24 protein-coding genes are annotated in these 26812 nt (G+C 61.7%); 9 read left to right on the forward strand and 15 right to left on the reverse strand.

The features are described 5' to 3' along the window. Positions 1 to 247 precede the first annotated feature (247 nt). The 3 genes from SM765_RS22390 (at position 248) to SM765_RS22400 (ending at position 5749) form a co-directional block, all read left to right on the forward strand. Positions 248 to 496 (forward strand): efflux RND transporter permease subunit, encoded by a 249-nt coding sequence (locus SM765_RS22390; protein ID WP_274844720.1) that lies wholly within the window; start codon positions 248 to 250, stop codon positions 494 to 496. A gap of 180 nt (positions 497 to 676) precedes the next feature. After that, complete coding sequence (locus SM765_RS22395; protein ID WP_274869705.1) at positions 677 to 2263, forward strand: phytoene desaturase family protein; 1587 nt, start codon at positions 677 to 679, stop codon at positions 2261 to 2263. A 441-nt stretch (positions 2264 to 2704) separates the two neighbouring features. Continuing rightward, positions 2705 to 5749 (forward strand): hypothetical protein, encoded by a 3045-nt coding sequence (locus SM765_RS22400; RefSeq protein WP_368981901.1) that lies wholly within the window; start codon positions 2705 to 2707, stop codon positions 5747 to 5749. A gap of 115 nt (positions 5750 to 5864) precedes the next feature. Here the strand turns inward: SM765_RS22400 and SM765_RS22405 are convergent, their stop codons facing one another. After that, a complete protein-coding gene (locus SM765_RS22405; RefSeq protein WP_274838811.1) occupies positions 5865 to 6749 on the reverse strand; it encodes a LysR substrate-binding domain-containing protein in 885 nt (294 codons plus the stop codon). Between the two features lie 133 nt (positions 6750 to 6882). On the opposite strand from SM765_RS22405, the gene SM765_RS22410 reads away from it, so the two are divergent. Further along, positions 6883 to 7551, forward strand: coding sequence for an FMN-dependent NADH-azoreductase (locus tag SM765_RS22410; RefSeq protein WP_274838810.1), 669 nt, complete (start codon positions 6883 to 6885; stop codon positions 7549 to 7551). Positions 7552 to 7650: 99 nt separating this feature from the next. Here SM765_RS22410 and SM765_RS22415 read toward each other — a convergent pair whose 3' ends face one another. The 7 genes from SM765_RS22415 to SM765_RS22445 are packed head-to-tail and all read right to left on the reverse strand — an operon-like array spanning position 7651 to position 14509. Next, positions 7651 to 8352: an urea carboxylase-associated family protein gene (locus SM765_RS22415; protein ID WP_274838809.1), complete on the reverse strand. Its 702-nt coding sequence runs from the start codon at positions 8350 to 8352 to the stop codon at positions 7651 to 7653. A 2-nt stretch (positions 8353 to 8354) separates the two neighbouring features. Then, positions 8355 to 9248, reverse strand: coding sequence for a polysaccharide deacetylase family protein (locus tag SM765_RS22420; protein WP_274838808.1), 894 nt, complete (start codon positions 9246 to 9248; stop codon positions 8355 to 8357). A 1-nt stretch (position 9249) separates the two neighbouring features. After that, a complete protein-coding gene (locus SM765_RS22425; protein WP_274838807.1) occupies positions 9250 to 10512 on the reverse strand; it encodes an amidase family protein in 1263 nt (420 codons plus the stop codon). Then, positions 10509 to 11627: an ABC transporter ATP-binding protein gene (locus tag SM765_RS22430; protein WP_368981902.1), complete on the reverse strand. Its 1119-nt coding sequence runs from the start codon at positions 11625 to 11627 to the stop codon at positions 10509 to 10511. Before SM765_RS22430 ends, SM765_RS22425 begins: the two co-directional genes overlap by 4 nt. Next, a complete protein-coding gene (locus SM765_RS22435) occupies positions 11624 to 12445 on the reverse strand; it encodes an ABC transporter permease (protein WP_274836548.1) in 822 nt (273 codons plus the stop codon). Before SM765_RS22435 ends, SM765_RS22430 begins: the two co-directional genes overlap by 4 nt. A gap of 3 nt (positions 12446 to 12448) precedes the next feature. Next, positions 12449 to 13336, reverse strand: a complete 888-nt coding sequence (locus SM765_RS22440) for an ABC transporter permease (RefSeq protein ID WP_274831079.1) — start codon at positions 13334 to 13336, stop codon at positions 12449 to 12451. Positions 13337 to 13393: 57 nt separating this feature from the next. Next, on the reverse strand, positions 13394 to 14509 hold the full coding sequence (locus SM765_RS22445; RefSeq protein WP_274836547.1) for a polyamine ABC transporter substrate-binding protein: 1116 nt from the start codon (positions 14507 to 14509) through the stop codon (positions 13394 to 13396). A 105-nt stretch (positions 14510 to 14614) separates the two neighbouring features. On the opposite strand from SM765_RS22445, the gene SM765_RS22450 reads away from it, so the two are divergent. Beyond that, entirely contained in the window at positions 14615 to 15487 is an 873-nt protein-coding gene (locus tag SM765_RS22450; RefSeq protein WP_274838805.1) for a LysR substrate-binding domain-containing protein, read from the forward strand. Positions 15488 to 15668: 181 nt separating this feature from the next. On the opposite strand, the gene SM765_RS22455 is transcribed toward SM765_RS22450, so the two are convergent. From SM765_RS22455 to SM765_RS22465, 3 genes are all read right to left on the reverse strand, one after another. Further along, positions 15669 to 16271 carry a TetR/AcrR family transcriptional regulator gene (locus tag SM765_RS22455; protein ID WP_274838804.1) on the reverse strand — a complete coding sequence of 201 codons (603 nt, stop codon included), beginning with the start codon at positions 16269 to 16271 and terminating at the stop codon, positions 15669 to 15671. Between the two features lie 2 nt (positions 16272 to 16273). Then, a complete protein-coding gene (locus SM765_RS22460; RefSeq protein WP_274838803.1) occupies positions 16274 to 16921 on the reverse strand; it encodes a DsbA family oxidoreductase in 648 nt (215 codons plus the stop codon). 199 nt (positions 16922 to 17120) lie between these two features. Further along, complete coding sequence (locus tag SM765_RS22465; RefSeq protein WP_274838802.1) at positions 17121 to 17684, reverse strand: carboxymuconolactone decarboxylase family protein; 564 nt, start codon at positions 17682 to 17684, stop codon at positions 17121 to 17123. 347 nt (positions 17685 to 18031) lie between these two features. Between SM765_RS22465 and SM765_RS22470 the strand changes: the two genes are divergently transcribed. Genes SM765_RS22470 through SM765_RS22485 form a run of 4 tightly spaced genes read left to right on the forward strand, consistent with a single transcriptional unit; the run spans position 18032 to position 22426 of the window. Then, positions 18032 to 19093 carry a TRAP transporter substrate-binding protein gene (locus tag SM765_RS22470; RefSeq protein ID WP_274838801.1) on the forward strand — a complete coding sequence of 354 codons (1062 nt, stop codon included), beginning with the start codon at positions 18032 to 18034 and terminating at the stop codon, positions 19091 to 19093. 1 nt (position 19094) lies between these two features. Beyond that, positions 19095 to 19736 carry a TRAP transporter small permease subunit gene (locus SM765_RS22475; protein WP_065271400.1) on the forward strand — a complete coding sequence of 214 codons (642 nt, stop codon included), beginning with the start codon at positions 19095 to 19097 and terminating at the stop codon, positions 19734 to 19736. A gap of 5 nt (positions 19737 to 19741) precedes the next feature. Next, positions 19742 to 21028, forward strand: a complete 1287-nt coding sequence (locus tag SM765_RS22480; protein ID WP_065271399.1) for a TRAP transporter large permease — start codon at positions 19742 to 19744, stop codon at positions 21026 to 21028. A 33-nt stretch (positions 21029 to 21061) separates the two neighbouring features. Continuing rightward, the gene (locus SM765_RS22485) at positions 21062 to 22426 is read left to right on the forward strand and encodes an MmgE/PrpD family protein (RefSeq protein ID WP_274838800.1); all 1365 of its coding nucleotides are present in this window, start codon (positions 21062 to 21064) and stop codon (positions 22424 to 22426) included. 5 nt (positions 22427 to 22431) lie between these two features. Here SM765_RS22485 and SM765_RS22490 read toward each other — a convergent pair whose 3' ends face one another. The 4 genes from SM765_RS22490 to SM765_RS22505 form a co-directional block, all read right to left on the reverse strand. Next, positions 22432 to 23370 (reverse strand): LysR family transcriptional regulator, encoded by a 939-nt coding sequence (locus tag SM765_RS22490; protein ID WP_274838799.1) that lies wholly within the window; start codon positions 23368 to 23370, stop codon positions 22432 to 22434. A gap of 121 nt (positions 23371 to 23491) precedes the next feature. Then, positions 23492 to 24904 carry an MmgE/PrpD family protein gene (locus SM765_RS22495; RefSeq protein ID WP_274838798.1) on the reverse strand — a complete coding sequence of 471 codons (1413 nt, stop codon included), beginning with the start codon at positions 24902 to 24904 and terminating at the stop codon, positions 23492 to 23494. Continuing rightward, complete coding sequence (locus SM765_RS22500; protein WP_274831069.1) at positions 24901 to 25560, reverse strand: cysteine hydrolase family protein; 660 nt, start codon at positions 25558 to 25560, stop codon at positions 24901 to 24903. Before SM765_RS22500 ends, SM765_RS22495 begins: the two co-directional genes overlap by 4 nt. Then, the gene (locus SM765_RS22505) at positions 25557 to 26474 is read right to left on the reverse strand and encodes a polysaccharide deacetylase family protein (protein WP_274836538.1); all 918 of its coding nucleotides are present in this window, start codon (positions 26472 to 26474) and stop codon (positions 25557 to 25559) included. The genes SM765_RS22500 and SM765_RS22505 overlap by 4 nt, the downstream gene beginning before the upstream one ends. Positions 26475 to 26812: the final 338 nt, after the last annotated feature.

Raw genomic sequence — 26812 nt, forward strand, 5'->3', positions numbered from 1 at the left:
GCGGGATGGAGCAGCCCGGTAGCTCGTCAGGCTCATAACCTGAAGGTCGCAGGTTCAAATCCTGCTCCCGCAACCAACGTTTCCGACCAAGCCCCTGCAAAAAGCGGGGGCTTGGTCATTTGAGCGCTCCCGCAGGCCAGAATACCTGCCAGATCACCCTCCAGAAGCATCCGGTGACCCCCAGGCGCAGATCCGTCCGGTTCCATCCGTACACTGGAAATCAATCCGCGCAGAGCCTCCGCCGAACGTGTCTTCAGGTCCGGGCAGCCTACGGTTCCGGCCGATCCTGATGACCTCGCTGACCTTCACCATGGGCGTGGTTCCGATGGCAATCGCGACCGGGCCCTCATCCGCGAGCCAGAGTGCGATCGGTATCAACGTCGTAGGTGGCATGATCTCGGAAACCGTGTTCGGGGTAATTTTCGCGCCGGTCTTCTTGGTCTTCGTGATGAAGCTGACCGGCGGCTACAAGCGTATTGTCCCGGCCAGGGGCTGACCGCGATGGCAGCGGATGCACCGGTCAGCGTTGCTCAAAGCATCCGTTTGCTGCCCGCAAGCCTGCGCGCATGCAATGGTGGTTCGGGGAGATGAGAAAAAGGCCGCTTCCGCTGGATTGATCGCGATCAAATCGCGATTGGCGGGCCGCTGTTACCAATAAGCTTGGACAGATCATTTCATGCGAAACATTGCGATGCGCAGGAGAGTGAATATGGCTGACACCGACAAAAATGGCTGGGATGCCATCATCATCGGCTCTGGTATGGGCGGCATGGCTGCAGCTGCCGCGTTGTCAAAGCTCGGGCACAAGGTGCTTCTGCTGGAGCAGTACCAGACGCTCGGCGGCCTGACCCACAGCTTTTCCATGGAGGGTTTCTCCTGGGACGCGGGTATCCACTACCTCAACTGCGTCGCGCCCGAAGATCGTGAACGCCACATGCTCGACTGGCTCTCGGATACGCCGATCAAGTTCACCTCCATGGGGGCCGTCTATGATAACCTGCACATCGGCGACGCCCCGCCGCTGTCCCTGTCGCGGCCCTTCGCGGCGCAGGAGCGCGATCTCAAAGACCGCTTTCCGGACGAAACCAAGGCCATTGAGGCCTGGATCGCGGCGCTCAGAGAGGGCAGGCAGGCGGCTTTTACGGTAACTTCGACACGCGCCATGCCCGGGATCATCGGGTCGGCGATGAAGTGGTGGCACGGCCATGCCATCGACCGATGGTGTAAGCGGACAACGCAGGAAGTCATTGACGAGATCACCGAAAACCCTGACCTCGCTGCAGCTTTCGCCGCGCAATGGTTCGACCACGGCGGCAGGCCCAGTAAGGCAAGCTTTGCGATGCACGCACTGATCACAGGCTCCTATCTGGAGAGTGGTGCTTGGTATCCGGTGGGCGGCGGTGCGGCTTTTGCCCGGCACATCCTGCCGACGATCACCAAAGCCGGGGGGGCGGCACGGGCGAACACACGGGTTGAAACACTGGTCATCGAGAATGAGCGGGTCGTTGGGGTGCGCACGGCAGCGGGAGAGGAAATCCGCGCCGGAGCCGTAATTTCTGATATCGGTGCGCGGGAAACGGTGAATTGCCTCCTGCCCGAGGGCTGTGGACATCAGGACTGGATTGAACAAATCCACGCCTTGCCTCACTCGGTTGCGCATTTCAGCCTGTTCATGGGCTTTGAGGGCGATATCGAGGCTGCCGGAGCGACCCGCTCGAACCACTGGATATTCCCGGGCGGAAAGGTCGATGTCGTCTGGGCCGACGCGCCAGACACTCCGCCCGAGGGCATGTTTGTTTCTTTTGCGTCGCTCAAGGACAGCGCTCACGATCCCGGCCCATCCCAGAAATTCGCCGGGGAAATCGTGGCGTGGACCGATTGGTCGGTCGTGGAAAAATGGGCCCATCTGGAGCCGGGCGCACGAGAGGCGGACTATCAGGTCTTCAAGGAAGCGGTCGAGGAAACCCTCTTTGCGCAGTTCGAAACACATTTTCCTGACCTCGCCAAGCTCGTGGTGTTCCGTACTCTTTCGACGCCACTCTCGACCGAAGCGATCACGGGGCATCACCATGGTGGGTTCTACGGAATCGATGTCACACCCGAACGCGTGCTAAGCGACGCGCTTCAGGCAAAGACCCCGGTGCCGGGCCTCATCCTCGCAGGTCAGGACGTATTGAGTCCGGGAATCCCCGGTGCCCTCTGGGGGGGGATTTTCGCTGCGGCCAGCCTCGATCCGAAAGTTTGGCGCGAACTCCCAGGTTAGACGGTGGTTTAAGTTGGAGTGCACCTCTCCGAGGTTCGCCACAGTGGGCTTTCAAGGAGACTGGACCTGTCGCAGGTTTTTTGATGTCGGAAACCAATAAAGATAGCAGGCCAGGCCCATATGGCAGTGACAGTGCTCACATACGCGCCGAGCCCTTTCAGCGGCAACGGCGGGGTAGAGGAAAACCTCATGATCTTTTAGGTTTACGCGGCTCTAGTGAATGCCTGAAAGCACACGAAAACGTGATGTGACCTATCTCTTTCATTCGCAGCCTTCTGGCGCGTAGTCTATCAGACCGTTAGCAAGTTCGACTTTTTTCCGCACAGAAAAACAGTTCCAAGCCGCGTCCGACACTGTCGGCGGAGGCCCATCCATTTTGCGGCGTGCACTTTGTATGCGCGCCTTTAGACAAGACCCATTTTCTATAGGAACCCTGTCCACATGGTCACACGAACCTCATCGCAAACCTTCCTGACCCTGGGGTCTGAATTCCTAGTCAATACCGAGACGGCTTCCAGTCAAAGGCAGCCCAGCGTGGCGGCGCTGTCGGGTGGCGGATTCGTCGTGACATGGGAAACAAGAGATCAGGACGGCGATGGTGCTGGAATCTATGGCCAACGCTATGACGCGGATGGGGCTGTGATCGGTCCTGAATTCCTCGTCAATACATATACAGTTGGCGATCAAGCTATCCCAAGCGTGACGGGGCTTAATGCTGGAGGCTTTGTCGTCACATGGCACTCAGCCGGTCTGGACGGGGATTCCTTTGGCATCGGTGGCCAGCGGTATGATGCCGCCGGGAATGCGGTCGGGTCCGAATTCCTGGTCAACACCTATACGAATGACATTCAGGCTCTTCCAAGTGTGACCAATCTCAGCGGTGGCGGCTTTGTCGTTACTTGGATTTCATACGGTCAGGGCCCAAGGGGCAATATCTATGGCCAGAGGTACGATGCGGCTGGGGCTGCCGTTGGATCGGAGTTCCGCGTCAATACTCAAACGGTCGGTGATCAGAATGAACCGAGCGTGGCGGGGCTGCCCGATGGTGGCTTTGTCGTGACATGGCACTCAGCCGGCGGGATCGGGAATACCGAGGGCATCTTTGGCCAGCGCTATGATGCGGCCGGGGTTGCCGTCGGTTCTGAATTCCAGGTCAATACTGAAACCACAGACAACCGGTATTATCCCAGCGTCACGGCCCTTTCGGATGGCGGTTTCGTCGTAACATGGCAATCAGGTGCTCAGGACGGCGATGGTTTTGGGATCTATGGCCAGCGATATGACGCGGCGGGGGGGGCCGTTGGTTCTGAATTTCAGATCAATACCTATACGGCCGATGGTCAGTACCGTCCGAGTGTGGCAGCGCTGTCCGATGGCGGGTTTGTCGTCACGTGGTACTCAGACGGTCAGGATGGGAGCGGCTTTGGCATCTATGGACAGCGTTTCAACGCGGCGGGGTTGGCCATCGGTTCTGAATTCCAGGTCAACACCTATACCGATAACAGTCAGACGTTTCCGGTCGTGGCGGCGCTGCCTGGTGGCAGTTTTGTCGTCATATGGGAATCGACGGGCCAGGACGGGGATTTCGACGGAGTTTATGGTCAGATTTTCGGCACAAACAGCGTATCGACGGGTACGGTAACCCTCGCGGGGACCGTGAGTGAGGAGGAGACCCTCACGGTAACCCACACCCTCGCCGACGCGGATGGGTTTGGCACCGTCAGCTATCAGTGGCTGCGCGACGGTAGCGTAATCTCTGGTGCCACCGGGGACAGCTACACGCTGAGCCAGGAGGATGTCGGCGCAGAGATTTCGGCACGGGCCTCCTATACTGACGGGCACGGCACGGTCGAGACTGTCACCAGCGACCCCACTGCGACGGTCAGCAATGTAAACGATACCCCCACCGGCACGGTCTCCATTTCCGGCACGGCGACCGAGGATCAGACGCTGACCGCAAGCAATACGCTTGCGGATGAGGATGGTCTCGGTTCTGTCAGCTATCAGTGGCAGCGAGATTGGGTGAATATCTCCGGTGCAACCAGCGCCATCTATACGCTGACGCAGGCGGACGTCGGCGCGCAGATCACCGTGGTTGCCTCTTACGCAGATGACTTTGGTAGGGATGAGAGCGTCACCAGCTCTGCAACCTCCGCGGTGGCGAACGTCAATGATACCCCCACCGGCGCGGTCTCCATTTCCGGCACGGCGGCTGAGGATCAGACGCTGACCGCGAGCAATACGCTTGCGGATGAGGATGGTCTCGGTTCTGTCAGCTATCAGTGGCAGCGAGATGGGGTGAATATCTCCGGTGCAACCAGCGCCATCTATACGCTGACGCAGGCGGACGTCGGCGCGCAGATCACCGTGGTTGCCTCTTACGAAGATGACTTTGGTAGGGATGAGAGCGTCACCAGCTCTGCAACCTCCGCCGTGGCGAACGTCAATGATATCGCCACCGGCGCGGTCGCTATTTCCGGTACGGCGAAGACGGGTGAGGCTCTGACCGCGAGCAACACTCTTGCGGATAAGGATGGGCTCGGCGCAATCAGCTATCAGTGGCAGCGAGGCGGCGTGGATATCTCCGGCGCAACCAACAGCAGCTATACTCTCACCCTGGGCGATGTCGGGGCAGCGATCACAGTCGTGGCCCGCTATACTGATGATGAGGGCACCTCTGAAGCCGTTTCCAGTTCTGCCACGGCGGCGATCCGCTATGGCGACTTTGAGGTGGACGGAACGCAGGAGGATGATGTGGTTCGTGGCCGTTACGGCGACGATCACCTGACCGGCCAGGACGGAGAGGACAGCATCATTGGCGGTCTAGGCCAGGATACCCTGGAAGGGAACTCAGGCTCTGACACACTGCGGGGCTGGAGTGGTGACGACCTGCTGCTCGGAGGAGGCGGCGACGATTTTCTCTACGGTGGTGAAGGGGCGGATACTCTCGACGGAGGTCGGAGGCATGACGCGCTTTTCGGAAGAGCCGGTGACGACAGTCTCATCGGTGGCTGGGGTCAGGATACCCTGAAAGGGAACTCCGGCTCTGACACCCTGAGGGGGTCGCGGGGTAACGATGTACTGTTTGGCGGCAAGGACGACGATCTTCTCTACAGCGGCCAGGGGAGGGATAATCTTGACGGTGGTAGCGGTCATGATGAACTTCTTGGCCGACGCGGCGATGATACCCTGCACGGTGGACGTGGACAGGACACGCTCAAAGGCGGTTCCGGGGATGATCTGCTCACCGGGAGCTTCGGGGCGGACAGGTTTGTATTCGGCCAAAATGTCGGCAACGACACGATCACGGATTTTGATTACGGCTCCGACACCATTGAAATCACCAGGGGGGCAGAGGCCCTGAACGAAATCACCTTTGCCCAATCGGGTGACGACGTCCTGATAACGTTTGCCGAAACCTCTGTGCTGGTGGAAAATATCGCGGTCGATGACCTGAACCTCGCGGAGAATTTCCTCTTCACCTGATCGGACCAGCAGTCCGCTGATGAAGCCTCGCGGCAGCCTTCTATACTGAAGGCTGCCAGTGGGATGCTGGCAGCACACAGCAAACCTACAAGCACGACGTCTCGTGCTGCCAAACCTACCCGGAAGCCCGCGCCCAGTTTGCGAAGTGCTCCACTTCGGCAAAGCGCGGATGATCGGCGCGGCTCACTGCCCAGAAGGTTCTGCCGGGCAAGTCCGTATCGGATAGGCGCACCAGCTGCCCGGTGGTCATAGCAGAGGCGGCCAGAACGCTGGACGCCAGCACCACGCCCTGACCTGCAAGCGCCGAGTCGATGGCATGGATTTCCTCGGAAAAGTGCTGTGTAACCTCTGGTGCCTCCCCCGTAAGCCCGGCAGCGCGGCACCAGCGTTGCCAGCTGGGCGCCGCTTCTGCGCCGCCACTCCAGCGGTATTCGATCAGCGGCAGGCGCAGAATACCGGCATCGTCGTTGAACGGACAGCGGCGCAGCAGGTCAGGTGCGCAGAGCGGGATCAGGCTGTCTTCGAACAGCGGCAACCATTGGCCTCCCGGCTCTGGGTGGAGGGCATAGCGCACCGCAAAATCGACATCGCCACCGGACAGGTCCACCGGTCGGTTGTCAGCCTCGACCTTCAGGTTCATCCCGGCCTCGCTGCGCAATGCAGGCAACCGCCGCATGAGCCAGAGGCTGGCGAACGCCACCGTGACGGAAACCGTCATGGGGCGGTCCGTATCCCGCTCGGCAATCCCTGCGATGGTGTCGGCCATTCGGTCGAAACTCTCGCGCAGCACCGGATACAGGGCCTCGCCTTCCGCCGACAGGCGGATCGGGCGCGGATAGCGATGAAAGAGTTTCACCTCTAGGATCTCTTCCAGCTGGCGGATCTGGTGGCTGATCGCGGTCGGCGTCAGGTGAAGCTCAGCGGCGGCACGGGCGAAATGCAGGTGCCGGGCAGCAGCTTCAAAGGCGCGGAGTGCGTGGAGCGGAGGCAGACGCCGCATCGATCTTGTCCTTTCCGTTTGGGGGGCAGCCAGGATGAATCCTATTCACCCAGACCCTGAGATATTCGCTTTCGCCAGTGGGTTGGCCGCTTGGTAGGCATGGCGCGAAGTCGAAAAACTCAGGAGATTTCCCATGCCCACTCTGTTGCGAATTGATGCAAGCGCCCAGCTTGAAGAACGCTCCCTCACGCGCCACCTGACCGGGCTGTTCACGCAGAACTTTCTGGCTCAGGCACCGGACACCAAAGTGATCACCCGCGATGTCGGCTTGAACCCGATCCCCGCGATCGACCATAAATTCATTCACGCGGCCTTCACCCCGCCCGAAGAGCGCGAGCCGTGGATGAGTGAGCGTCTGGCGCTGTCCGACGAGCTGGTCGACGAGGTGATCGCGGCGGATATCGTCGTCCTCGGCGCGCCGATGTACAACTACGGCATGCCGACCGCCCTGAAAGGCTGGATCGACCATATCGCGCGGATCGGCCGGACCTTCTCCTTTGATCTGGCGCGTGGCGACACCCCGATCGAGCCGATCCTGTCGGGCAAGCGGCTGGTGGTGCTGTCCTCGCGCGGTGAGTTCGGCTTTGCTCCGGGCGGGCCGCGGGCGCATCTCAACGCGCTTGACCCGGCGCTGGCGGCCTGTGCGCATTACTTCGGCGTCGCGCAGGCGGATATCGATACCATCGCGATCGAATATCAGGAGTTCAAAGACGCGCGTCACGAGGCCTCGGTTGAAACGGCAGAGACCCGCACCCGCGCGCTGGCCGCGAAACTGGCCGGTGCGGCGGCAGAGGCCGCCTGAGACATCCGTCTGCGACGGTAAGGTCTGAGACAGAAAAATCGGGGGGCGCGGATTTCGATCCGCGCCCCCTGTGTTTTGTGCAATCCGCTGCAAACCGGTTCACTCAGCGTCCTGATGCAACAGGACTTCCAGCGCGCTCGGTTGCGCATCCTCGCCATTGATCGGCAGCAGATCCATCGGGCAGCAGGAAATCACCACCACTGCGTCCATTTCCGCGCGGAACAGCACGTGATCGCCCTTGCTCGAAACCGGAGCACGCCACTCCATCGCGCCGTCATCGACCACCGGCGTGTTCATCCAGAGGTTCAGCGGGCAAGGCACCGATGTCGGACGCAGACCGATGGCCCCCAGCGCCATGCGCAGGTTGTCGGTGCAATTGTCGTGATAGCCCTCGTGGCCCAGTTGCGCGTAGCGGTGCACATCGCAGGAGGCAACCAGCGTGTCGTGAACGCCGGGCGAGGTGTCCTCAACCAGCGTGAGGATCGGGCGGCGACGGTTGGTCACCAGCGCGTCGCCGGGGCGCGGCGACACGCGCCGCAGCGTCGGGCGCAGGTGCTCCATCGACAGGTATTCGTTGCAGTCGCTATCGGCAAAGGCCCAGAAATCGCCGATCTGGCTGCCATCGCGGTTGATGACCGACAGCAGTTCGCCCTTTTTCACGCGCATCGCCCGGCCCTGACGGGCAGGAATGGTGTAGGTGGTACCGGCACTGAGGCGGCCATCCTGTGCGAGGGTCTGATGCGCGCTCGGGTTCTCACCGTCGGGCCGTGCGGCATCAAAGGGGGTGTTGAGGGTATCCATCTTCATTTCTCCATCAGGACGGGATGTGGGTAGGGGGCGGCGGGCTCACGATGCGGCTGCCAGGCGCCTTCGGCCTCCTGGCTGGCGGCATAGGCGGCGATCTCTTCCAGCGGTGCGAACCAGACATCGCCGCGCGACAGCACCTCTTCGAGCCAGCGCTCCACCACCCGCCAGCGGGCCAACCGCCCGGTCAGGAACGGGTGCCAGATGCCGATCCAGAGGCCGCCGACCTCGTATTGGGCTTCGAACTCATCAAACGAGGCCTCCAGTCCGCGGCGCGGCGACATCACCGGCATCTTGTAGCCGATCTCGTCGAAATGCGCGAAAGGCGGCCAGTCGTCGCTGCCCCAATGCACCGGCAGCTCGTAGAGAGAGCCGGATGCGGTGTCGATCCGATAGGGCAGATCGTCCGCCATCATTGAGCTTTCATAGGTCAGCCCGTGTTTCACCGCGAGCGACAGCACCTCCGGGGTGACGTTATAGACCGGGGCGCGATAGCCGCGCGGGGTGCTGCCGGTCATCTTCCGGTGCACCTCGAGCGCGCGCTCGAACCAATAGGTCTGTTCCTCGGCGCTCTGTTCGGCGGGATCTTCGTGCAGATACCCGTGGTGGCCGATCTCATGGCCGCCCGCAAGGATCGCCTCGACCGTCTCGGGGTATTGCTCCATCACCCAGCCGGGCATGAAGAAGGACTGCTTGAGCCCCAGCCGCCGGTAGGTGTCCAGAATGCGCGGCACGCCGGAGTTCGGGCCATAGCGGCCCATGCTGATCGGGTAGAGGCGGCGGTGTCCGTCGTCGGGGCGGGCGATGTGGATCAGGCTGTCGGCATCGACGTCAAAGGTGATCGCACAGGCACAGCGGGCGCCGTTCGGCCATTTTATCGGGTTTCGGATCATGTCAGGGTTCCTTTTGCATCAGCAGCGTTTCGACCATTGCGGCGGTTGCGAGCAGGGTGCGGTCGCTGTCCGGCGCGCCGACCAGTTGCAGACCGACCCAGCAGCCCGCGTCCGTCTTGCCGACGGGCAGGGAAATGGCGGGCAAATCCAGCAGGCTGGCGGGCATGGTCAGGCGGAGCGCTGCAGCATTCGTTGCGGCAAAGCTCTCGGGATCTTCCAGCAGCGGCGCCAGATGCGGAGCCTCGATCGCAGCCGTCGGCAGAACGTAGACGGCATCGGAAGCCTGCACGGTTTTGCGCAGCGCCTGCGCGCCCTCTTTGACGCCGGCGATCTTCTCGGGGTCTAGATTGGCGGAGGCGCGCAGCCGCGCCGCGACAAAGGGATCGAGGTGACGGGCGTTCTCGGTTTCCAGCAGATGCCCGTAGGTCTCGACCGCCTCGACAGCGCCCGGCCAGCCCCCCGCGCGGATCAGCGCCAGCGCCTCGGCGAGCGGCGACTGTCTGACGTGCTCCATCGACACGCCCGCCTGCGCGAGCGCCGCGACCGCCTCTCTGCAGCGCTGAGCGACCGGCGCGGAGACATCGCCCGCGTCGAGCACGTCGCTGAGCACCGCAAGGCTGCTGGCGGCGTCCGGGCGGGCGCTGTGTCCGGACAGGATCGCATCCAGCTCGATGATATCGCTGACCGAGCGGGCAAAGCTGCCAACCGTGTCATAGCTGGGCGCGAGCGGCATCACATCGCTGATCGGATAGCGGCCGCGCGTCGGGCGAAAGCCCACCACACCCTGAAACGCCGCAGGCACCCGGCAGGAGCCAGCGGTATCGGTGCCGACAGCGAGGCGGGTGATCCCGCGTGCGACAGAGGCCGCAGCCCCTGAGGAGGATCCACCCGGCACCCGCCCGTCAAGGAGCGGGGTGCCGTGATGCGGGTTGTAGCCGATGCCGGAGAAGGCCAGCTCGGATTGATTGGTCACACCGATACTGATCAGACCGGCCTTGCGGGCGCGCGCCACCACCTCTGCGTCCGCTGCGGCAGGGGCTGAGGGGCGCCAGTGGGCGCAGCCAGCCCGCGCGGTGACGCCCTCGATCGCGATCATGTCCTTCCAAGAGAGTGTGGCCCCATCGAGGGGGCCTAATTTCTCTGTGCGATCATCGCTTTGACGGGCTTCCGCGCGGGCGCGTTCCGGCAGAAGGGAGAGGAAAACCTCCCCCTCCTGTCCGGCCCTTTTCAGAGCCTCCATGGTATTGTCGAGAACAGAACTCATGCGGCCCTCACCTTGGCGCCTGCTTCCGATCGCTGCGCGCTCTCCAGAATAAAGCCGTCGCAGGGGTGCCAGGAGGCATAGACCCGCGCCCCGGTGCTTGCGTCCAGCTGCTCGAGCTCGCGCTGCTGGACTTGCGCCACCAGGCTGTGGCCGGATGCGGTTTCGAGATGCAGATTAACGACCGCACCGGCGAACTCCTCGGACACCAGCGTGCAGGCGATTTCGTTCTCGCCCCAGCCCGGGTTGACGGTCACAGAGATCCTGTCCGCCCGTACAGCCAGATCGGCGCTGTCGCCTTGTGTCAGCCCGCTGCTGTCGGCAAGCTGGACCTTGCCGTCGCGTGTTTCCAGGAAGCGTTTGCCGTCCTCCTTGCCGGAAATCCGTCCCTCCAGCAGGCTGATCCCGCCGACGAATTGCGCGACGAACTTGCTGCGTGGGCGCAGGAAGATGTCCTGCGGGCTGCCGATCTGCTCCACCCGGCCGCCGTTCATGATCACCACGCGGTCCGCGAGCGAGAAGGCCTCGGAATGGCTGTGGGTGACATAGACGAATGTGATGCCAAGCTCGCGCTGCAGTTTTTTCAACTCGCCCTGCATCTTGATCGCCATATGAGCGTCCAGCGCCGAAAGCGGCTCGTCCAGCAGCAGCACTTTGGGCTCCAGCACAAGGCTGCGGGCAAGAGCGACGCGCTGGCGCTGACCGCCTGACAGCCGCGCGACATTGCGGTCTGCGTAGGTGGAAATGCCCAGCCGCTCCAGCCAGTCATCGGCGCGGCGACGGCGCTCTGCAGCGGCAACGCCGCGCATCTTGAGCCCGAACTCGACGTTTTCCCGCACGGTCATGAAGGGGAACAAGGCCAGGCTTTGCCAGACCATGGGGGTTTCACGCTCCCAGACCGGCAGTTGGTCGATCCGGTTGCCCGCAAGGGTGATCTGGCCACGGTCTGCGGTTTCAAGACCGGCAAGCATGCGCAGGCTCGTGGTCTTGCCACAGCCGGACGGCCCCATGATTGCGATGAACTCCCCTTGCGCAATGTCCAGCGAAAACTCTTCGACGGCGACGAAGTTGCCATAGGACTTGGCAAGCCCGTCCAGTTTCAGATGTGTGTTGGTCATGATGTCTCCTCCTTGGACATGGCGCCGCCGCTCTGGCTCAGGACCACGGCAAGCGCGATCAGAACCAGCGTCAGCGTGACGGAAAAACTCAATGTGCCGATAACGTGGATGGTGGGATCGACCTGCCCCTGAAGGGTGGTCAGAACCGCAACCGGAATGGTCTGGTTCAAACCGCCCGTGAACCAAGAGATCACATACTCGTCGAATGACACTGCAAAGGTGATCAGGAAGGCAGCGAGAATGGCGGGCAGCGTGTGCGGCAGCACGATGCGGGCGAGCGCGGAATGCGGCAACGCACCCAGGTTCTGCGCTGCAGTTTCCAGAGTCTCATCCAGCTGCGCCAGCCGCAGACGGCAGACCGCCATCGCAAAGGGCGCGGCGATCACCACATGCGCGGCAACTACGGCCGCAAGCGTGCCGGCTATGCCGATGCGGGAGAAGAAGGCCAGCATGGCGAGGCCAAGGATAACCAGCGGAACCGTCGGCGGCAGCAAGGCCAGCGCGAGCACGGCCTTCTGTCCAAAGAACCGGAAACGATAGTCCGCATAGGCTGCGGCAAATCCCAGGGTTGTGGCGATCAGCGCGGTAATCCCGGCAACCGTCAGGCTGTTCCAAAGGGCCTCCAGCATGGCACGGTCGGTCAGAACCTGCGCGTACCATTTGGTGCTGAACCCGGACATATCGAGGCTTGGGAAACGGTCGGCACTGAAGGAAAACAGGACCGCCGACAGGATCGGTGCGTAGAGCAGCAGGAAAACCAATGCGAGTCCGGCAATCCAGAAGGCTTTTGGCAAGGCGTGTTTCAGATGCGGAGGCATGTCTTATCCTTTCTCGCGGTAGGCCCAGAGGACGGTTACAAAGGCGGTGACTAGCAGGCTGGCGATCATCAGTAGCGAGACCACGGCGGCGCGCGGCCATTGCTGGCCGGCCCGGACAAGGTCGGTCACGAGGATCGGCAGGGTCTGGAAGGTGCCACCGCCCAGATAGGAGGCGCTGACAAACTCGGCATAAGACAGCAGGAAGGCGAACAGCAGCCCCAGCGTCAGCCCGGGCCGGGCCGCTGGGAGAATGACGCGGAACAGGATGGCTCCGGGACGCGCGCCAAGGTTGGCAGCAGCCGAAATTCCGGTCCGGTCCACATTGGCAAGGGCGATGGTTTGCAGGATCAGTACGACCGGCAGCGCCAGTGTTGCGTGGCCGAGGAACAGCGCGAAATAGGTGTTGAGAAGGCTCTCCCCCTTGCCGCCTATCGCCTGAACGATAGAGGAGATCACGCCGCCCTCTGTCAGGAAAACCTGCCAGGAATAGATACGCACAAGATAGCTTGTGAAAAACGGCGCAATCGCAAGTCCGAGCAGGATCAGCCGCTGGCGCGGCGCGGCGACAAAGGCCATCGCGTAGGAGGCCGGAAAGGCCAGCAGCGAAATCGCGACAGCGCTGGCCATCGACAGCCCGTAGCTGCGCCAGAAACTGGCCCAGAGGAAATCGAGGCCCAGAACATAACGCCAGGCCGACAGCGTAGCGTCCGGCGTCAGCCGGTAGTTCACCACGGACCAGAATGAAATCGCCACCAGAAGGCCAAGCGGCACTGCAAAGAACAGCAGCAACCAGGCAGGCAGCGGCAGGACCCAAAGCGCCTGCCAGGCACGATTGAAGAAGAAGTGGAACCGGCGCCCCGAGGTGCGGGCCGGGAAAGCAGGGGAAGTCATGTCGATATCTCCGATAGGGCTGCGGCCCCGACGATTACGCCGGGGCCGGACCGGACATCAGGCGTTCTTGTAACGCGTCCAGGCGTCGTTCCAGGTCTCCAGCGATTGCTGCACCGGAAGCTCCCGCAGGCGGATGCGCCCGGCGCGGATCTCATCGAGCGCATTGGGTCCGTTCAGCACCATGTTCTGGCGCTGTGCCTCGCCCGGCAGTTCATCATTCAGCCGCGCCCAGCCCGCCCGTGTCGGGATCATCGCCGGATAGGCCTTGAGCGTGGCGGTCTTCACCTGTCCTTCGGGGGACAGCATGTACTGGATGAATGTTCGGGCCAGATCCTGGTTTTCCGACCGCGTGCCAATCGACAGCGACTCGGTCCATTGCAGGCCGCCTTCCTCGGGGATGGTTGTGGTGACATCCGCGCCATCGCGCGCCAGCACGCCGGTGATCCAGTCACCGATGCCGGGGATCGCGGAAACCTCGCCCGAGCGCAGCGCCGAGAGCATCCCGCCGTAGTCATAGAAACCGCGCACCTGAGGCCGGAGCGACATCATCGTCTCGGTCAGTTCCGTCCAGTGCGCCTCATCAAGGTCAAACGGTGACGCGTTGCCATTGAGAAGGCTCAGCGCGCCCAGGTTGGGCAGGTGCCAGTCAAAATGGCCGATCCGTCCTTCATGCTGAGAGCCCCACATGCTGCGATAGCTGCGGGCTTCCGCCTCGCTCATCGCGGCGCGGTTATGGGACAGGCCGAGGAAGCCGAACCGCAGGAAGACCGCGTAGGGCTGACCGTCGAACCAGTGACCGCGGAAGTTCTGGAACTCCGGGAAAAAGTCGTCGAACGGGTAATCCTCGGGTGTCAGCGGTTCAATGAAACCCGCCTGCTGCAATTGGACGACGTATTCCGCGTCCGACAGGATTACATCGTAGGTTCCGGCCGGAGACTGCGCGATTTGCGCGAGCATCTGGTCGCCGCCGACATATTCCTTGGCGCGGATGCGAACGTTGTGCGCCTCCTCGAAGGCGCCGATCACATCCGGGTCGGCATGGCCCGCCCAAGTGAGCATCGACAGGGTGCGACGGCCCTGCGCACGCAGGATGGCCGGGCTGGCGATGGCGGCGGCGGCTGCAAGCCCCCCCTTGATCAACTGGCGCCGGGTGGTGATAATGTTACGTGTCATTTGTTCCTCCCTTTTCATTCCACAAGCTTCAGAAAGAGGAGGCCGAAAAACAAATGACCATTCTTCAGGCCATGCTGAGATTTCCTTTCGCCGGTGAGAAACACCATGCGTAAACTACCGCCGTTAAACGCAATTCGCGCCTTCGAAGCGGTTGCCCGGAGGCTGAGCTTTGCCGATGCAGGGGACGAACTCGGCGTCACCGCGACCGCTATCAGCCACCAGATCAGGCATCTTGAAGCCTACCTTGGGTTTCAATTGGTGGAACGCCGTCCCCGCCAGATCGCCCTCACGCCTGCGGGGCAGGAGCTGTTTCCCAAGCTGCAGACCGCCTTTGATACCCTTGGCGAAGCCTTCGCGATGCTCGACAAGGACGTCGAGCAGTCGCTGGTCCGGGTCACGACAACGTATGCCTTTGCGGAACGCTGGCTGGTTCCGCGTCTCTCAGATTTCTTCGACAAGCATGGCGACATCCGGGTCGAAGTCGAAACCGATGACGACGTTTTGGACTTGCGGACTGGTCGGCTGGACCTGGCAATCCGATATGGCCCCCAGTCCGCCGCGAATGAGGAGGCCGAGATTTTGGTCTCGGACCGCTACATCCCAGTCAGCCTGGCCGATCAACCGGAGACCGGCGCGCAGGACTGTCGGTTGCTGGGGTATCGCTGGCGCAATGCCGACATGGGAGGCCCCACCTGGGAGGAGTGGTTCAAGGAAGTCGGGGAAACCTTCCCGCCCGATCGCATTACCCGTTTCAGTGATGAAAGCGCGGCGTTCAATGCGCTGGATCAGGGGCTGGGGCTGCTGTTGTCCAGCAGCGTGCTTGTCGATGAAGGTCTGAAATCCGGTCGCTACCGGCAAATCCAAGGGCCTGAGCTGCACGGGTTTGACTATTGCCTGGTGCTCAATCCGCTGTCGCGCAACAAACACGGCGTCAAGATCTTCGCCGAATGGCTCAGGCAAGCCGCTGAACAGGCGTGAGACCAAACATCTGGCCGCAATCCGCCACCTATTAATGGCTGGTGCTATCCGAGATCGATCAACGTGATCGGCAAGCACATCATTTCTGGTGAAGCCTCGACACGCTCTATCAGACCTCGCACAGGCCCCAGTGTCTCCTTTGCAGTATTGCAGGTCCGCACCCGCAGACTTGTTTGTCCTGCTATTTTTTTCCTATGCGGAGTGCCTCGATCTCTGATGCTAGGCTTCGGGCAAGGGCTTCGATTTCCCGCTCGTCCGTTCCCTGATGATGCTCGAGGCGCAAGACATTTACGTAGGCCTGAAAACGGCGGGCGAGGGTAGAGCAATCGCTATCGGCAGGGATCTCCCCGCGTGCTCGCGCGGCTTCGAACATCTGCCGGAACTCGTCCCGCATCAGGGTCAGGTAGACCTCAGATTGGGCCGCGATGGCCGGTTCGGTGGAGCGTGTCGCAACGATGGTCTTGACCAGCATGCAGGCTTGTCGGGCGGCATCCTCCTCGGGCAGGGCTGCAAAACCATGCAGGTAATCTGCCATCCCCTGCAACGGTGAAGAGGCCTTGGCGATCCGCTCCCGGAACAGCGCCCGGAACCGGTCAGTATAGCGCTCCATGGCAAGGAGATAGAGGTTCTCCTTGCTCTTGAAGGCGGCATAGATGCTGCCGGGTTTCATCGACAGCGCCGCTTCGAGATCCTTGAGAGAGGTCGCGTGATACCCCCGTTCCCAGAACAAGGACATGGCGGCGTCCAGGGTCGCGTCTCGGTCATAGGGGGCAGCACGCGCCATAATCAGGCCTCTTGTTTTGCCAGGTGGTCCAGAATGCGCGAGTAGTTTTCAACGCCTTGTGCACCGGTGACAAGATGCTGACGGTCAAACACCATGGCAGGCACTCCGCGCACGCCCTGTTGCAGCCAGAACCCTTCGCGTTCGCGGACTGTGGTAGCGAAACGTTCATCCTGCAGCACGGCCAGCGCATCTGCCCGGTCGAGCCCGATTTCGCCTGCGACATCGGCCAGAACCTCGGGATCCGACATATTGCGGCCATCGGTGAAGTGAGCGGTGAAAAACGCCATTTTCAGGTCGTGCCCGCGCCCCTGTTCCTCCGCCCAATGCAGCAGCTGATGCGCCGCAAAGGTGTTGTGCATGCGGGTGTCTTCGGAAAAGGCGAAGGTAAAGCCAAGGTCGTTGCCAAGCTCCGTCATCTGAGCCCGGGCCTGTTCCGATTGCTCAGGCGTGGAGCCGTATTTTTCGATGATATGTTCGCGCATGTTCTGCCCCTCGGCAGGCATCTCGGGGTTCAGTTCGAAAGGATGCCAGTGGATTTCGTGGTCCGTTTCTGTCTCTTTCAGCGCCTGTGCCAGCTGACTGAAGCCGATAATGCACCACGGGCACATCACGTCTGAAATGATATCGATGCGAAGGGGCTGATCCGTCATGTTGCGTCTTTCGTGTTTGTGCGTGTTGTTGGCCAGGGGCAGAGCGCCCCTGGCGCATAGTGCATGGGTGATCAGAACCGCAAGTCAGGTTTTCACGCCAAAGATCGGCCAGGGCCATAGCTAAGGCAGAGACACGCCGCGTGTCACCCTGTGCGGTATGTCCGGGGAGATCGCATCCCGACCGCCCCGGACAGTGTCATCAGGCGGCCTTTTCGTCAGCGGACCATGCGAATTTCTCGAACACGCTGTCGACCGGAGTTTCGGCCAGGTGGTTGGTATAGTTCGACATGATTTTCTGGCTGTAGCCAAGGACGACTTCGAGGATCTGACGCTTGGTGAAGCCCGCATCGAGGAAAGCCTGAACCTCTTCCGGGATCAGGACACCGCGCTGACGCACGACCTGCAGGGTGAAGGTCCGCAGGGCTTCGAGACGGGCATTGGGCAGCGGCGTGCCGTTGCGCAGCGCGTCGGTGATCGCATCATCGACGCTCATGCTCTTGGCGATCCCGGTATGGGCCGGAACGCAGTAGTGGCATTCGTTTTCGACATTCACGGTCTGCCAGACAACCGTCAGCTCATCTGCGTCGAAACTGGAGTTGGAGAATAGTTCATGCACGCGCTGGTAGGCTTCCAGCAGGCCGGGCGCTTCGGCCATGACGGCGTGCAGGCCAGGGATAAAGCCGAATGCTGCCTTGGAGTTGGCGAGCATGGGCTTGGCGTCTGCGGGGGCGGTTTCTTCGGTGTGCAGCTGGAAGTTGGTCATGGTTGGTGCCTTTTGGTTGGATTGGAGACGTCATATCTCTGCGCGGCTGCGATCGCCGCGTGGCACCCTATCTAAAGAATTTGAGTGATCACTCAATGTGGAATTTGAGCAATCACTCAAATGTGACTCTTGAGGCTGCGACTTGGTGGAGAGGTTATCCCCCTGAGGCTCCTTTGGGCGCACAGCTATAACAATTCGGCATATCTGGTTGATTTTCGCGTCTCGGCGAAACGGCGGTAGGTTCGAAGCATCGCCAGCATTGGTGATGCTCAACAATGATCGGTGGCCTGGCCTTGCGTGCCGGACCCAAAAATCGCCGCCGAACCGCTATCAGGGAGATATCCGAGATGAAACCTCAATCCAAGCTGACCGGGATCGGCGCCGCTCTTGCGGTTGCATCGCTCGCAGCAACCGCAGGCCAGGCCGAAATCCAGAGCGTCCAGATGAATGTCCTAGGGTCTGTTTCCTTCTTGTCGTCCTATGAAAACTACGAACAGGCATTCTGGGACAAGCACCTGCCAGAAGCCTCAGGGGGACGGATCACCGCCAATGCCCGCGGCTTTGACCAGATGGGTTTGAAGGGCGGCGAAATCCTGCGCCTGACCGGCCAGGGGGTGGTGGATGTCAGTACCACGGTGCTTGGCTATACTGCGTCGGATGATGCCCGCAACGAGGCCGCCGATCTTGCCGGTCTGGCCCCGACTGTGCACACTGCCCATGCGATCGCCGAAGCCTATGAGCCGGTGCTGGATTCCTATTTTGCGGACAAATACGGCGTGAAGGTCCTGGCCACCTGGCCCTATCCGGCGCAGGTTCTTTACTGCAACAGCGAGATCAAGGACCTCAGCGATCTGTCCGGCAAGAAGGTCCGCACCGGCAATCGCACCCTGTCGGAATTCGTGTCGGCGCTGGGCGGCACCGGGGTAACGATGGCCTTTGCGGATGTGATCCCCGCGCTGCAGACCGGGGTGGTGGACTGCGCCATCACCGGCACCCTGTCGGGTAATTCGGCCAAGTGGTTCGAGGTTTCAACCCATCTTTATGCGCTGCCCGTCGGCTGGAGCACGATGGTCACCACTGCGAATCTTGGCTTCTGGAACCGGCTTAACCCGGAGACCCAGTCCTTTTTGCAAGAGGAGCTGAACACGCTGGAAGCCGACATCTGGAAAGGTGCGGGCGAGGAAACCCAGGACGGCATCAATTGCAACGTGGGCATTGAACCTTGCGAGGTCGGGACCAAGGCCGACATGACTCTCGTCTCGGTCACCGAGGAAGACTACAAGCTCCTGGAGAAAATTACCCGGGAAGTCATCCTGCCGAAATGGGCCGAACGCTGTGGCAAGGATTGCGTGGACGAGTTCAACCGCACGATCGGTCCGGTCGTCGGGATGACCGTGGAAGTGAACTGAGATGTCGCGTCACGAGACGACAGATACCCAAACTCCAGAGGCGGGAACGCCTCTGGACCGGGTGCTGAACGGCGCCCGCAGGCTCAGCCGCCTTGCCACCTGGGTTTCCGGCCTTGCGCTGGTCGTGATCTGTTTCCTGGTCATGGTTGAGGTGCTCCTGCGCAAGTTCTTTGGCGTGACCCTTGGCGGTATGAACGAGATCACCGGCTATGTGCTGGCGGTCACGGTCTCCTGGACCCTGTCCTTTGCTCTGCTGGAACACGCCCATATCCGCATTGACGTTCTTTACAATATCGCGAACCGGCGTGTCCGCGCGCTGCTGGATCTTCTAAGTCTCGGCGCAATGACCGGCTTCATGCTCCTGGTGACCTATTGGGCCGGACAGCTGTTGAAAAACAGCATTGATTTCGGATCGCGTTCCAATTCTGCGCTGCAAGTGCCGCTGTGGTTGCCGCAATCCCTGTGGGTGGCTGGGCTTGTCTTCTTCGTTCTGACGTTGCTGCTCTTGTGTCTGCGCTCGCTCGGATATCTCTGGCGCCGTGATACCGAAGGCATCAACCGGATTGCAGGCATCAAACCCGTGGATGATGAGGTCGAGGAACATGCCATGCTGACCGACCTCAACCACGCGAGACAAGGATAACGGCTATGCTCGCCACTGCTCTTACCACATTGATCGTCCTGATCCTGCTCAGCCTGCCAGTGGCCGCAGTCATGGGCGTCCTTGGCTTGATCTTGGCCGAAATCTACTCTCCGATGCCCTTGGTGCGCACGCTGGGTGATCTCGCCTGGTCCACAAGTACCAATAATCTTCTGGTCGCTATCCCGATGTTCGTTCTGCTGGGCGAGATCCTGCTGCGCACCGGCGTCTCCTCGCGGATGTATATGGCATTGTCGCAATGGCTGGGCTGGCTTCCCGGGGGGCTGATGCATTCCAATATCGGCACCTCCGCCATGTTCGCGGCAACCTCGGGGTCTTCGGTTGCCACTGCGGCCACGGTCGGCACCGTGGCGCTGCCCGAAGTGCCCAACTATGGCTATAACGAACGACTGTTCCTTGGCACGCTGGCCGCCGGCGGGACGCTTGGCATCCTGATCCCGCCTTCGATCAACATGATTATCTATGCGGTGATGACCAATACCTCGCTGCCGAACCTCTATCTCGCCGGGATCCTGCCAGGGTTGTTGCTGGCCGGGCTGTTCATGGCGCTGATCGCGGTGGCTTGTCTCTTGAACCCCAAATGGGGCGGGAAACGCATTGCCACCAGCTGGGGCGCGCGTCTCAGGAGCCTGCCACATCTGCTGCCTCCGGCGGCGATCTTTGCCGTGGTTGTCGGGTCGATCTACGCCGGCTTTGCCACCCCGACTGAGGCGGCGGCACTGGGTGTGATCGCGGCCCTGATCCTGGCGGCGGGTTTTGGTGCGCTATCGCGCCCGGTTCTGCTGACCGCATTCGAAGGCACCATGCGCACCACCGCGATGATCATCCTGATCATCATCGCTGCCTATTTTCTGAATCTTGTGTTTGCGGCAATCGGGCTGGCGGCCGCGATGGAGCATTTCGTCAGCACCCTGGGTCTTGGCCCTTATCAGACGATCCTGGTGATCGCGATCTTCTATATTGTGCTGGGCTGTTTCATGGAGACCCTGTCGATGATGATTGCCACCGTACCGGTCGTTACGCCGATCGTGGTATCGCTGGGGTTCGATCCGGTCTGGTTCGGCATTATCCTGATGCTGCTACTGGAGACTGCGCTGGTGACGCCACCCATCGGCCTGAACTTGTTCGTGGTGCAAAGCACCCGTCCCAATGGCGGGTCGATGAATGATGTGATGTCCGGGACCCTGCCGTTCGTGGGGATGCTGCTGGTGATGATTGGTCTGGTCGTTGCCTTCCCGCAGATCGCATTGTGGCTGCCGGACATGATGAACTGATCAGACGCCGCGTCTTACAGAAAGGATAGTTTCATGGATGCCATCGCAATCCTCGCCGATCACGTCATCGCAACTCGCTATGATGAATTGTCCGAACAAACCCGCGCGGCGGCGCGGCGGCTGATCCTGGACACGGTCGGCGTCGGGCTTGGCGGCAGCACCGGGCAGTGGACCAGCGATCTTTTCGCATCGAGCGCCGGGTGGGGGCAGGGCGCAGATGCGCATGTCTTTGGCCGGGAGGGGCGCTTCCCTGCAGGTCTGGCTGCGCTCTATAACGCTTACTGCATTCACAATTCAGAGTTCGACTGCCTGCACGAGGATGCCGTGGTGCATGCGCTGACGGCTGTGTTGCCCGCAGCCCTTGCCGTCGCCGAGGCGCGCGGCGGCGTCAGCGGACGCGCCTTGATTGAGGCTGTGGTGGCGGGCGTCGATGTCGCTGCAACCCTGGGGCTGGCGGGCACGGCCCCGATGAAATTTTTCCGGCCCGCCGTCCTGGGCGGTTTCGGCGCGGTGGCGGCGGCGGGAAAGATCGCAGATCTGGACCGTGCCCAGTTGATCAACGCCTTTGGTGCACAATATGCGCAATCCTGCGGATCAATGCAGGCCCATGAAGAGGGCACCATGCTGCTTGCCCTGCAGATCGGTTTTAATGCGCGTGCTGCGGTCGAATCCGTCGATCTGGCCCGCGCCGGTCTTCTGGCTACGCAGGATACCCTGGAAGGACGTTTCGGTTATTTCAACCTCTTCGAGGATGGCGCCGACCTGCCCACGGCCCTTGCGGCCATGACAGGCATCCGCCGGATCGAGGACGTGGTCGAGAAGCCTTTTCCAACCGGTCGGGCCACCCATGGCGCGATCGAGGCGGTGTTGCGTTTGTTGCGGCGCCGTGCCTGCAGCGAGGAAGATCTGCACCGCGTGACCGTCACCGTATCGCCGGTGGCCCATTCTCTGGTAGGGCGTCCGGTCGGGCCGGAGATGCCTGCGAATTACGCACGCCTTTGCCTCTCATATTGCGTTGCGCGTTGTCTTCTGGCGGGTGATGTGGCGGGCGCGCATTTCTCCTCGCAGGCCCTGCGCGATCCGCAGGTCCTGGCCTTGGCTGCGCGGATCGAAGTGGACACCTTTGACATGGCAGAGCCAAGTGCCTTTGGCCCCAGCCGTGTCTCTATCACCTATGCAGATGGCACCCGGGCTGAGGAAACCATTGGCCAGGCGCTGGGCCATCCGTCGAACCCGGTTTCGGACGGGCAACGTTCTGACAAGTTTCGTGCCAATTGCCGCGCGGCCCTGCAGCCGCTTGAGGAGGCACGGATTGTGGCGCTGGAAGACCGTATTGCAGATCTCGACAGGCTTCAGGACGTGCGGCAGTTGATGGAGCTGGCGTGCCTGGCGACCTAGCGCGGTCAATCGGCCTGCCGCTTTGACAGGATGCCCTGCCATTCGCCGCTGGCGGCCATATCATGCACGATATCACCGCAGAGCTGGGCGACGATGCGCATCGACGCCCGCACCGGGTGGTGCGTGGTCGTGGCCAGAACCAATGTCCGACGCAGATGCATGGGATCGATCTGAGTGGCGACTATGCGTCCCTCCGCGATCTCCCGCTGTACCGCGTTGAAGGGCAGAATGGTGGCGACATTGCCGGTTTCCACCATGCGCACGATGGTCATCAGAGAGTCCACCTCGTGTTCCACGGTCAAGGAGCCGCCCATATCGTTGCAGACTTGGTCAAGCAGCGCGCGCAGGCCGTGGCGGCGGCTGGGCAGCACCATCGGGTAATCCTTAAGGTCCGTGATCTGGATCGGCGTCTCTGGCGGGCCGGTCGTGTCTCCGCGTTGCAGCAGGTAGAGGCTCTCATGCAGCAGCTCATCAGCGATATAATGCTTGGTCCGCGGTGCCTTGTAGAACAGGGCGACATCGATATGGCCGGTGGTCAGAAGTTCGCTCACATCACCGCTGAAGGCCTCGACGATGCGCAGATCGACGCCCGGGTGTTCACGCCGCAGGGTGTCGAGCAGGCGGGGCAGCAGGATGTGGCTTTCCGTCGGTGGCACGCCAAGCGTGACCTTGCCTTCTATAACGCCTTTCAAGGCACGGACATCGTGCTCCATCTCTCCGATATCCGCCAGGATCTTGCGCACGCGGCCATCAAAGACACGGCCCGCGCTGGTCAGTTTCATACCGCGCCCGGTACGATGGAACAGGGGCACGCCCAGTTCCTCTTCCAGAAGTCTCAGCTGACGGCTGATCGCAGGTTGCGCTACCGACAGTTTGACGGCGGCGCGTGACACGCTTGCCTCGTCCGCAAGCGCGACAAAATAATGTAATTGGCGCATTTCCATGGAAAAAAGTCCGGCGGTTCGTGATGGTCCGTTGCGATCTGTCGGCCGGACTGATGCCCGGGGCAGGCATAGTTTAAACCAGAAAGATCACGGAACAAAACGAAACCGCCGGACTGGGGGATCAGCCGTTCACCAGATCCAGAAGGCCGCGCGCACTGGGCAATGTGTCGAGCGACCAGATGCTATCGAGCACCTTGCGGGTCTGTGCGTCGGACAGGATCCCCGAGACGCAATCCATGAATTTGCCTTCCAGTTCCTCATCGGACAGCGGGTTGTCCGGCCCGCCGCGATAGCGGTCGTCCGAGAAGCGTTGAATGGTCTTGCCCGATTTCGTCACCACCTCAATCCGCGATAGGATCTTTTCGTGCCCCATCGCCGCGATATCGGGATCGAACTGCGTCTCGACGCGCCGCTGCATAGCCTGGCACTCCGGGCTCTGCACGAAGGCATCGGTGAATTCAGCCTTGCCTGCCCGACCGGTCAGGATGATCGCCGACAGCAGGAAGGCCATGCAGAATTTGCCCTCCAGTTCGGTCTGGGCAATGCGGAAGCGGATCGGATGCAGGATGTTGTTGGAAGCAAAGAGCGTGACGCTTTCGATATCCTCTGGGGACAGCGCGTGCTCTTCCATCAGCGCCTTCATGGTATCCATCGACGGATGGGTCAGAACTCCGCAGGGATAGGGTTTGATGCTGACACCCGGTTCGCTCAGCGAGAACGGGTTGCCAAAGCGACCCATCACAAGGTCCGGCTCGCCGCCGCGCCCTGCCACCGACAGATAGCCCCATTTGCCATCGAGCGCCTCACCGTTGAAGGTAAAGCCTTCCTGCGCCAGTAGCGCGCTGGTGACGCCGTTCTCCGACGAGCGTCCTACGTGCATCGGTTTGCCCATGCTGCCAAAGTTGGCGCGGATCCCGGCAGCCATCGAGGCCGCGCCGCCCAGGGCCTGCGCGGTACGACCCCCATCCAGGCCGATCATCCGCGCTGCCGCAGCCGCCGACCCGAAGGTGCCGATTGTGCCGCTGGTGTGGAAGCCGAGGTTATAGTGGTCGGGATTGATCGCCTCTGCGATCTTGCACTCGACCTCGACCCCGGCAACAAAACTGGTGATCAGGTCCTTGCCACTGACCTTAGGATTGGTTTCGGCCAGCGCTAGGGCGGCGGCCAGCGGCGGCACGGTCGGATGGGTCAGCAAGCCATAGGGCCGGTTTGGGCCTTCGGCGACCTGGGTGTCGTCCCAATCCATCGCATGCCCGGCCAGCCCGTTCCAGAAGGCCGCCTGCTGCGCCGAAAGCTGCAGATCCGGATTGCCGACAGGCCGGGCCACCGGTCGCGCTCCGGCCTTGCGCAGGTAACGGTCGGCGACCTGCAGAGCTTCCTGCTCGGTGCCTGCCAGCATGACGCCAAGCCCGTCGATGATGCAGCGTTTGGCGATATGCAGCGTTTCTGCGGGAATATCCTCATAGGCGAGGCTGGCGGCGAAACCTGCGGCCTCGGCCGTCAGGCTGTCCTGTTTGGTCATTGCGTCTTTCATTGGGGGGCTCCTTTCCAGGCCTTGATCAGGTCGGCGCTGTCGCAGACCAGTCCAAAGCGGGCATTGGCGGTTTTGAGGGTTGCTTCGTGCAGTTCCTGATTCCACGAGGCGCAGCCGTCGCGGGGCAGGGCGGTGTAATGTCCGGTCTCGAATGCATCGCGCAGCGTGCTTTCGACACAAACGTTGGTCGAAACGCCGGTTGGCACTACCGACCGGATCCCCCGGGCGCGCAGCACGGTGTCCAGATTGGTGCCCTTGAAGGCGCTGTAGCGGTGCTTGTGGATCACCGGCTCTCCCGGTTCCGGGGCCAGTTGCGGGATGAACTCGGCACCTTCGCTGCCTTCCATCGCGATCCGGTCCGAGGCATAGGTGGCGCGCCTGCGCTGGGCCAGCCAGGGCGCGGTATCGCTGCGGTGCCGCTCCAGCGTCCAGAACCCGACATGGCAGACCAGAACACCTGCCGCGCGGGCTGCGCTCAGCAGGTCTTGCAAGGTGGGAATGATGGCCCGCGCGGCATCCAGCGGTCGCCCGGCCTGGCTGGTGGCATAGCCGTCGAGACAGAAATCCTTCTGCATGTCGATGATCAGCAGCGCAGTATGATGCGGTGCGAAGCGCGCGGCGAAATCGTCCAGAATTTCGGGCTCATCTCGGTTCATCGGGCTGCCTCCTCTGTGTACCAGTCGGCAATCTGCGATCCGGTCATGAAGGTGACGTCGTCGCGGGCCTGCAGCAGGTCGATCATCTGCACCAGATAGGGGAAGCGGTGGGGCACGCCGATCAGATGCGGGTGCAGACCTATCCCGAGCACCCGCGCCCCTTCGGGTTCCTCGGGGCTGTCGAAACAGGCCAGCGTCGCCTGCAGTCGCTTCAGCATTTCGGCAGAGCTGTGTTTTTCCACGGCGTAGACAACCGAGTCGTTGATCTCCAGCGTGTAGGGCATGGCAATCAGCGGGGCCGGCATGGCCTGCATCCGCTGCGGTACGTCATCAACGTTCCAGTCGCAGAGGTATTCCACACCATGGGCCGAGAGGATGTCTGGGGTGTCCGTGGTTTCCCGCAGTCCCGGGCTCAGCCAGCCGCGCACGCGGCGTCCGGTGAACTGCTCAAGCTTGTGCAATGTACTGCGGATGACATCCGTTTCGCTGCGGCCGCGCTGCAGACTGGTCTGATGCATGCCGTGACCGATGAATTCCCAGCCCGCATCGCGGATCGCTTCGGCGCAATCGGGGTAGGCGTCGATGACGGTCGCGTTGACGCTGGCGGACACCGGCAACCTGCGCGATGTCAGCAATGACAGAAGGCGCGCCATCCCGGCCCGCATGCCGTAATCCGCCCAGCAGAAATTCGGCACGTCCGGGACCTGCTCCCGCCCATGCGGTGCGGTCAGCACCTTGCGCGGCATGTCCTGATCAAACGGCCAGTATTCGACGTTTACCACTAGGTTGACGATCAGGCGTTTGCCGTCCGGCCCCTGCAAAGGGGGCTGCTGATGCGCCAGCCGGTAGGGAATGCGGGGATTGGCCTGAAGCGCGCTGGAAAGCGCCCCAGGCGGTGACAAGACGTCGTCCATGTTCCATCCTGAATTTATTCGACGATTGCGTCGGAGTTTTCCGGTAACCCGCGTGGGATGCGGATCCTGCGGCAGCTTTGAAAAGATGCCGTCATCAGAATGTCAGCAGGGGGTCACAGGTACCAATCCCATTGGGTGCAAGCGGTTATAACAAAACGCGATGGCAGCTTGCCGGAGCTGGTGAGTATGGCCGCGAACCGGTCCGACAACGGCAACTCCCCGGCCTTAACGGGGCCGGGGCGCTGCGCATCCGAGTGTGGTTTTTGTGGTCTGGGCTTCGTGTCTTATTCCAGCTCGATGAGGAGGTCCTTTGCGTCGATCTGGCCGCCTGGCTGGAC

The sequence above is a fragment of the Pseudophaeobacter sp. 1A09344 genome (genome assembly GCF_041008745.1).
GTDB classification, from domain to species: Bacteria; Pseudomonadota; Alphaproteobacteria; order Rhodobacterales; family Rhodobacteraceae; genus Phycobacter; species Phycobacter gallaeciensis_A.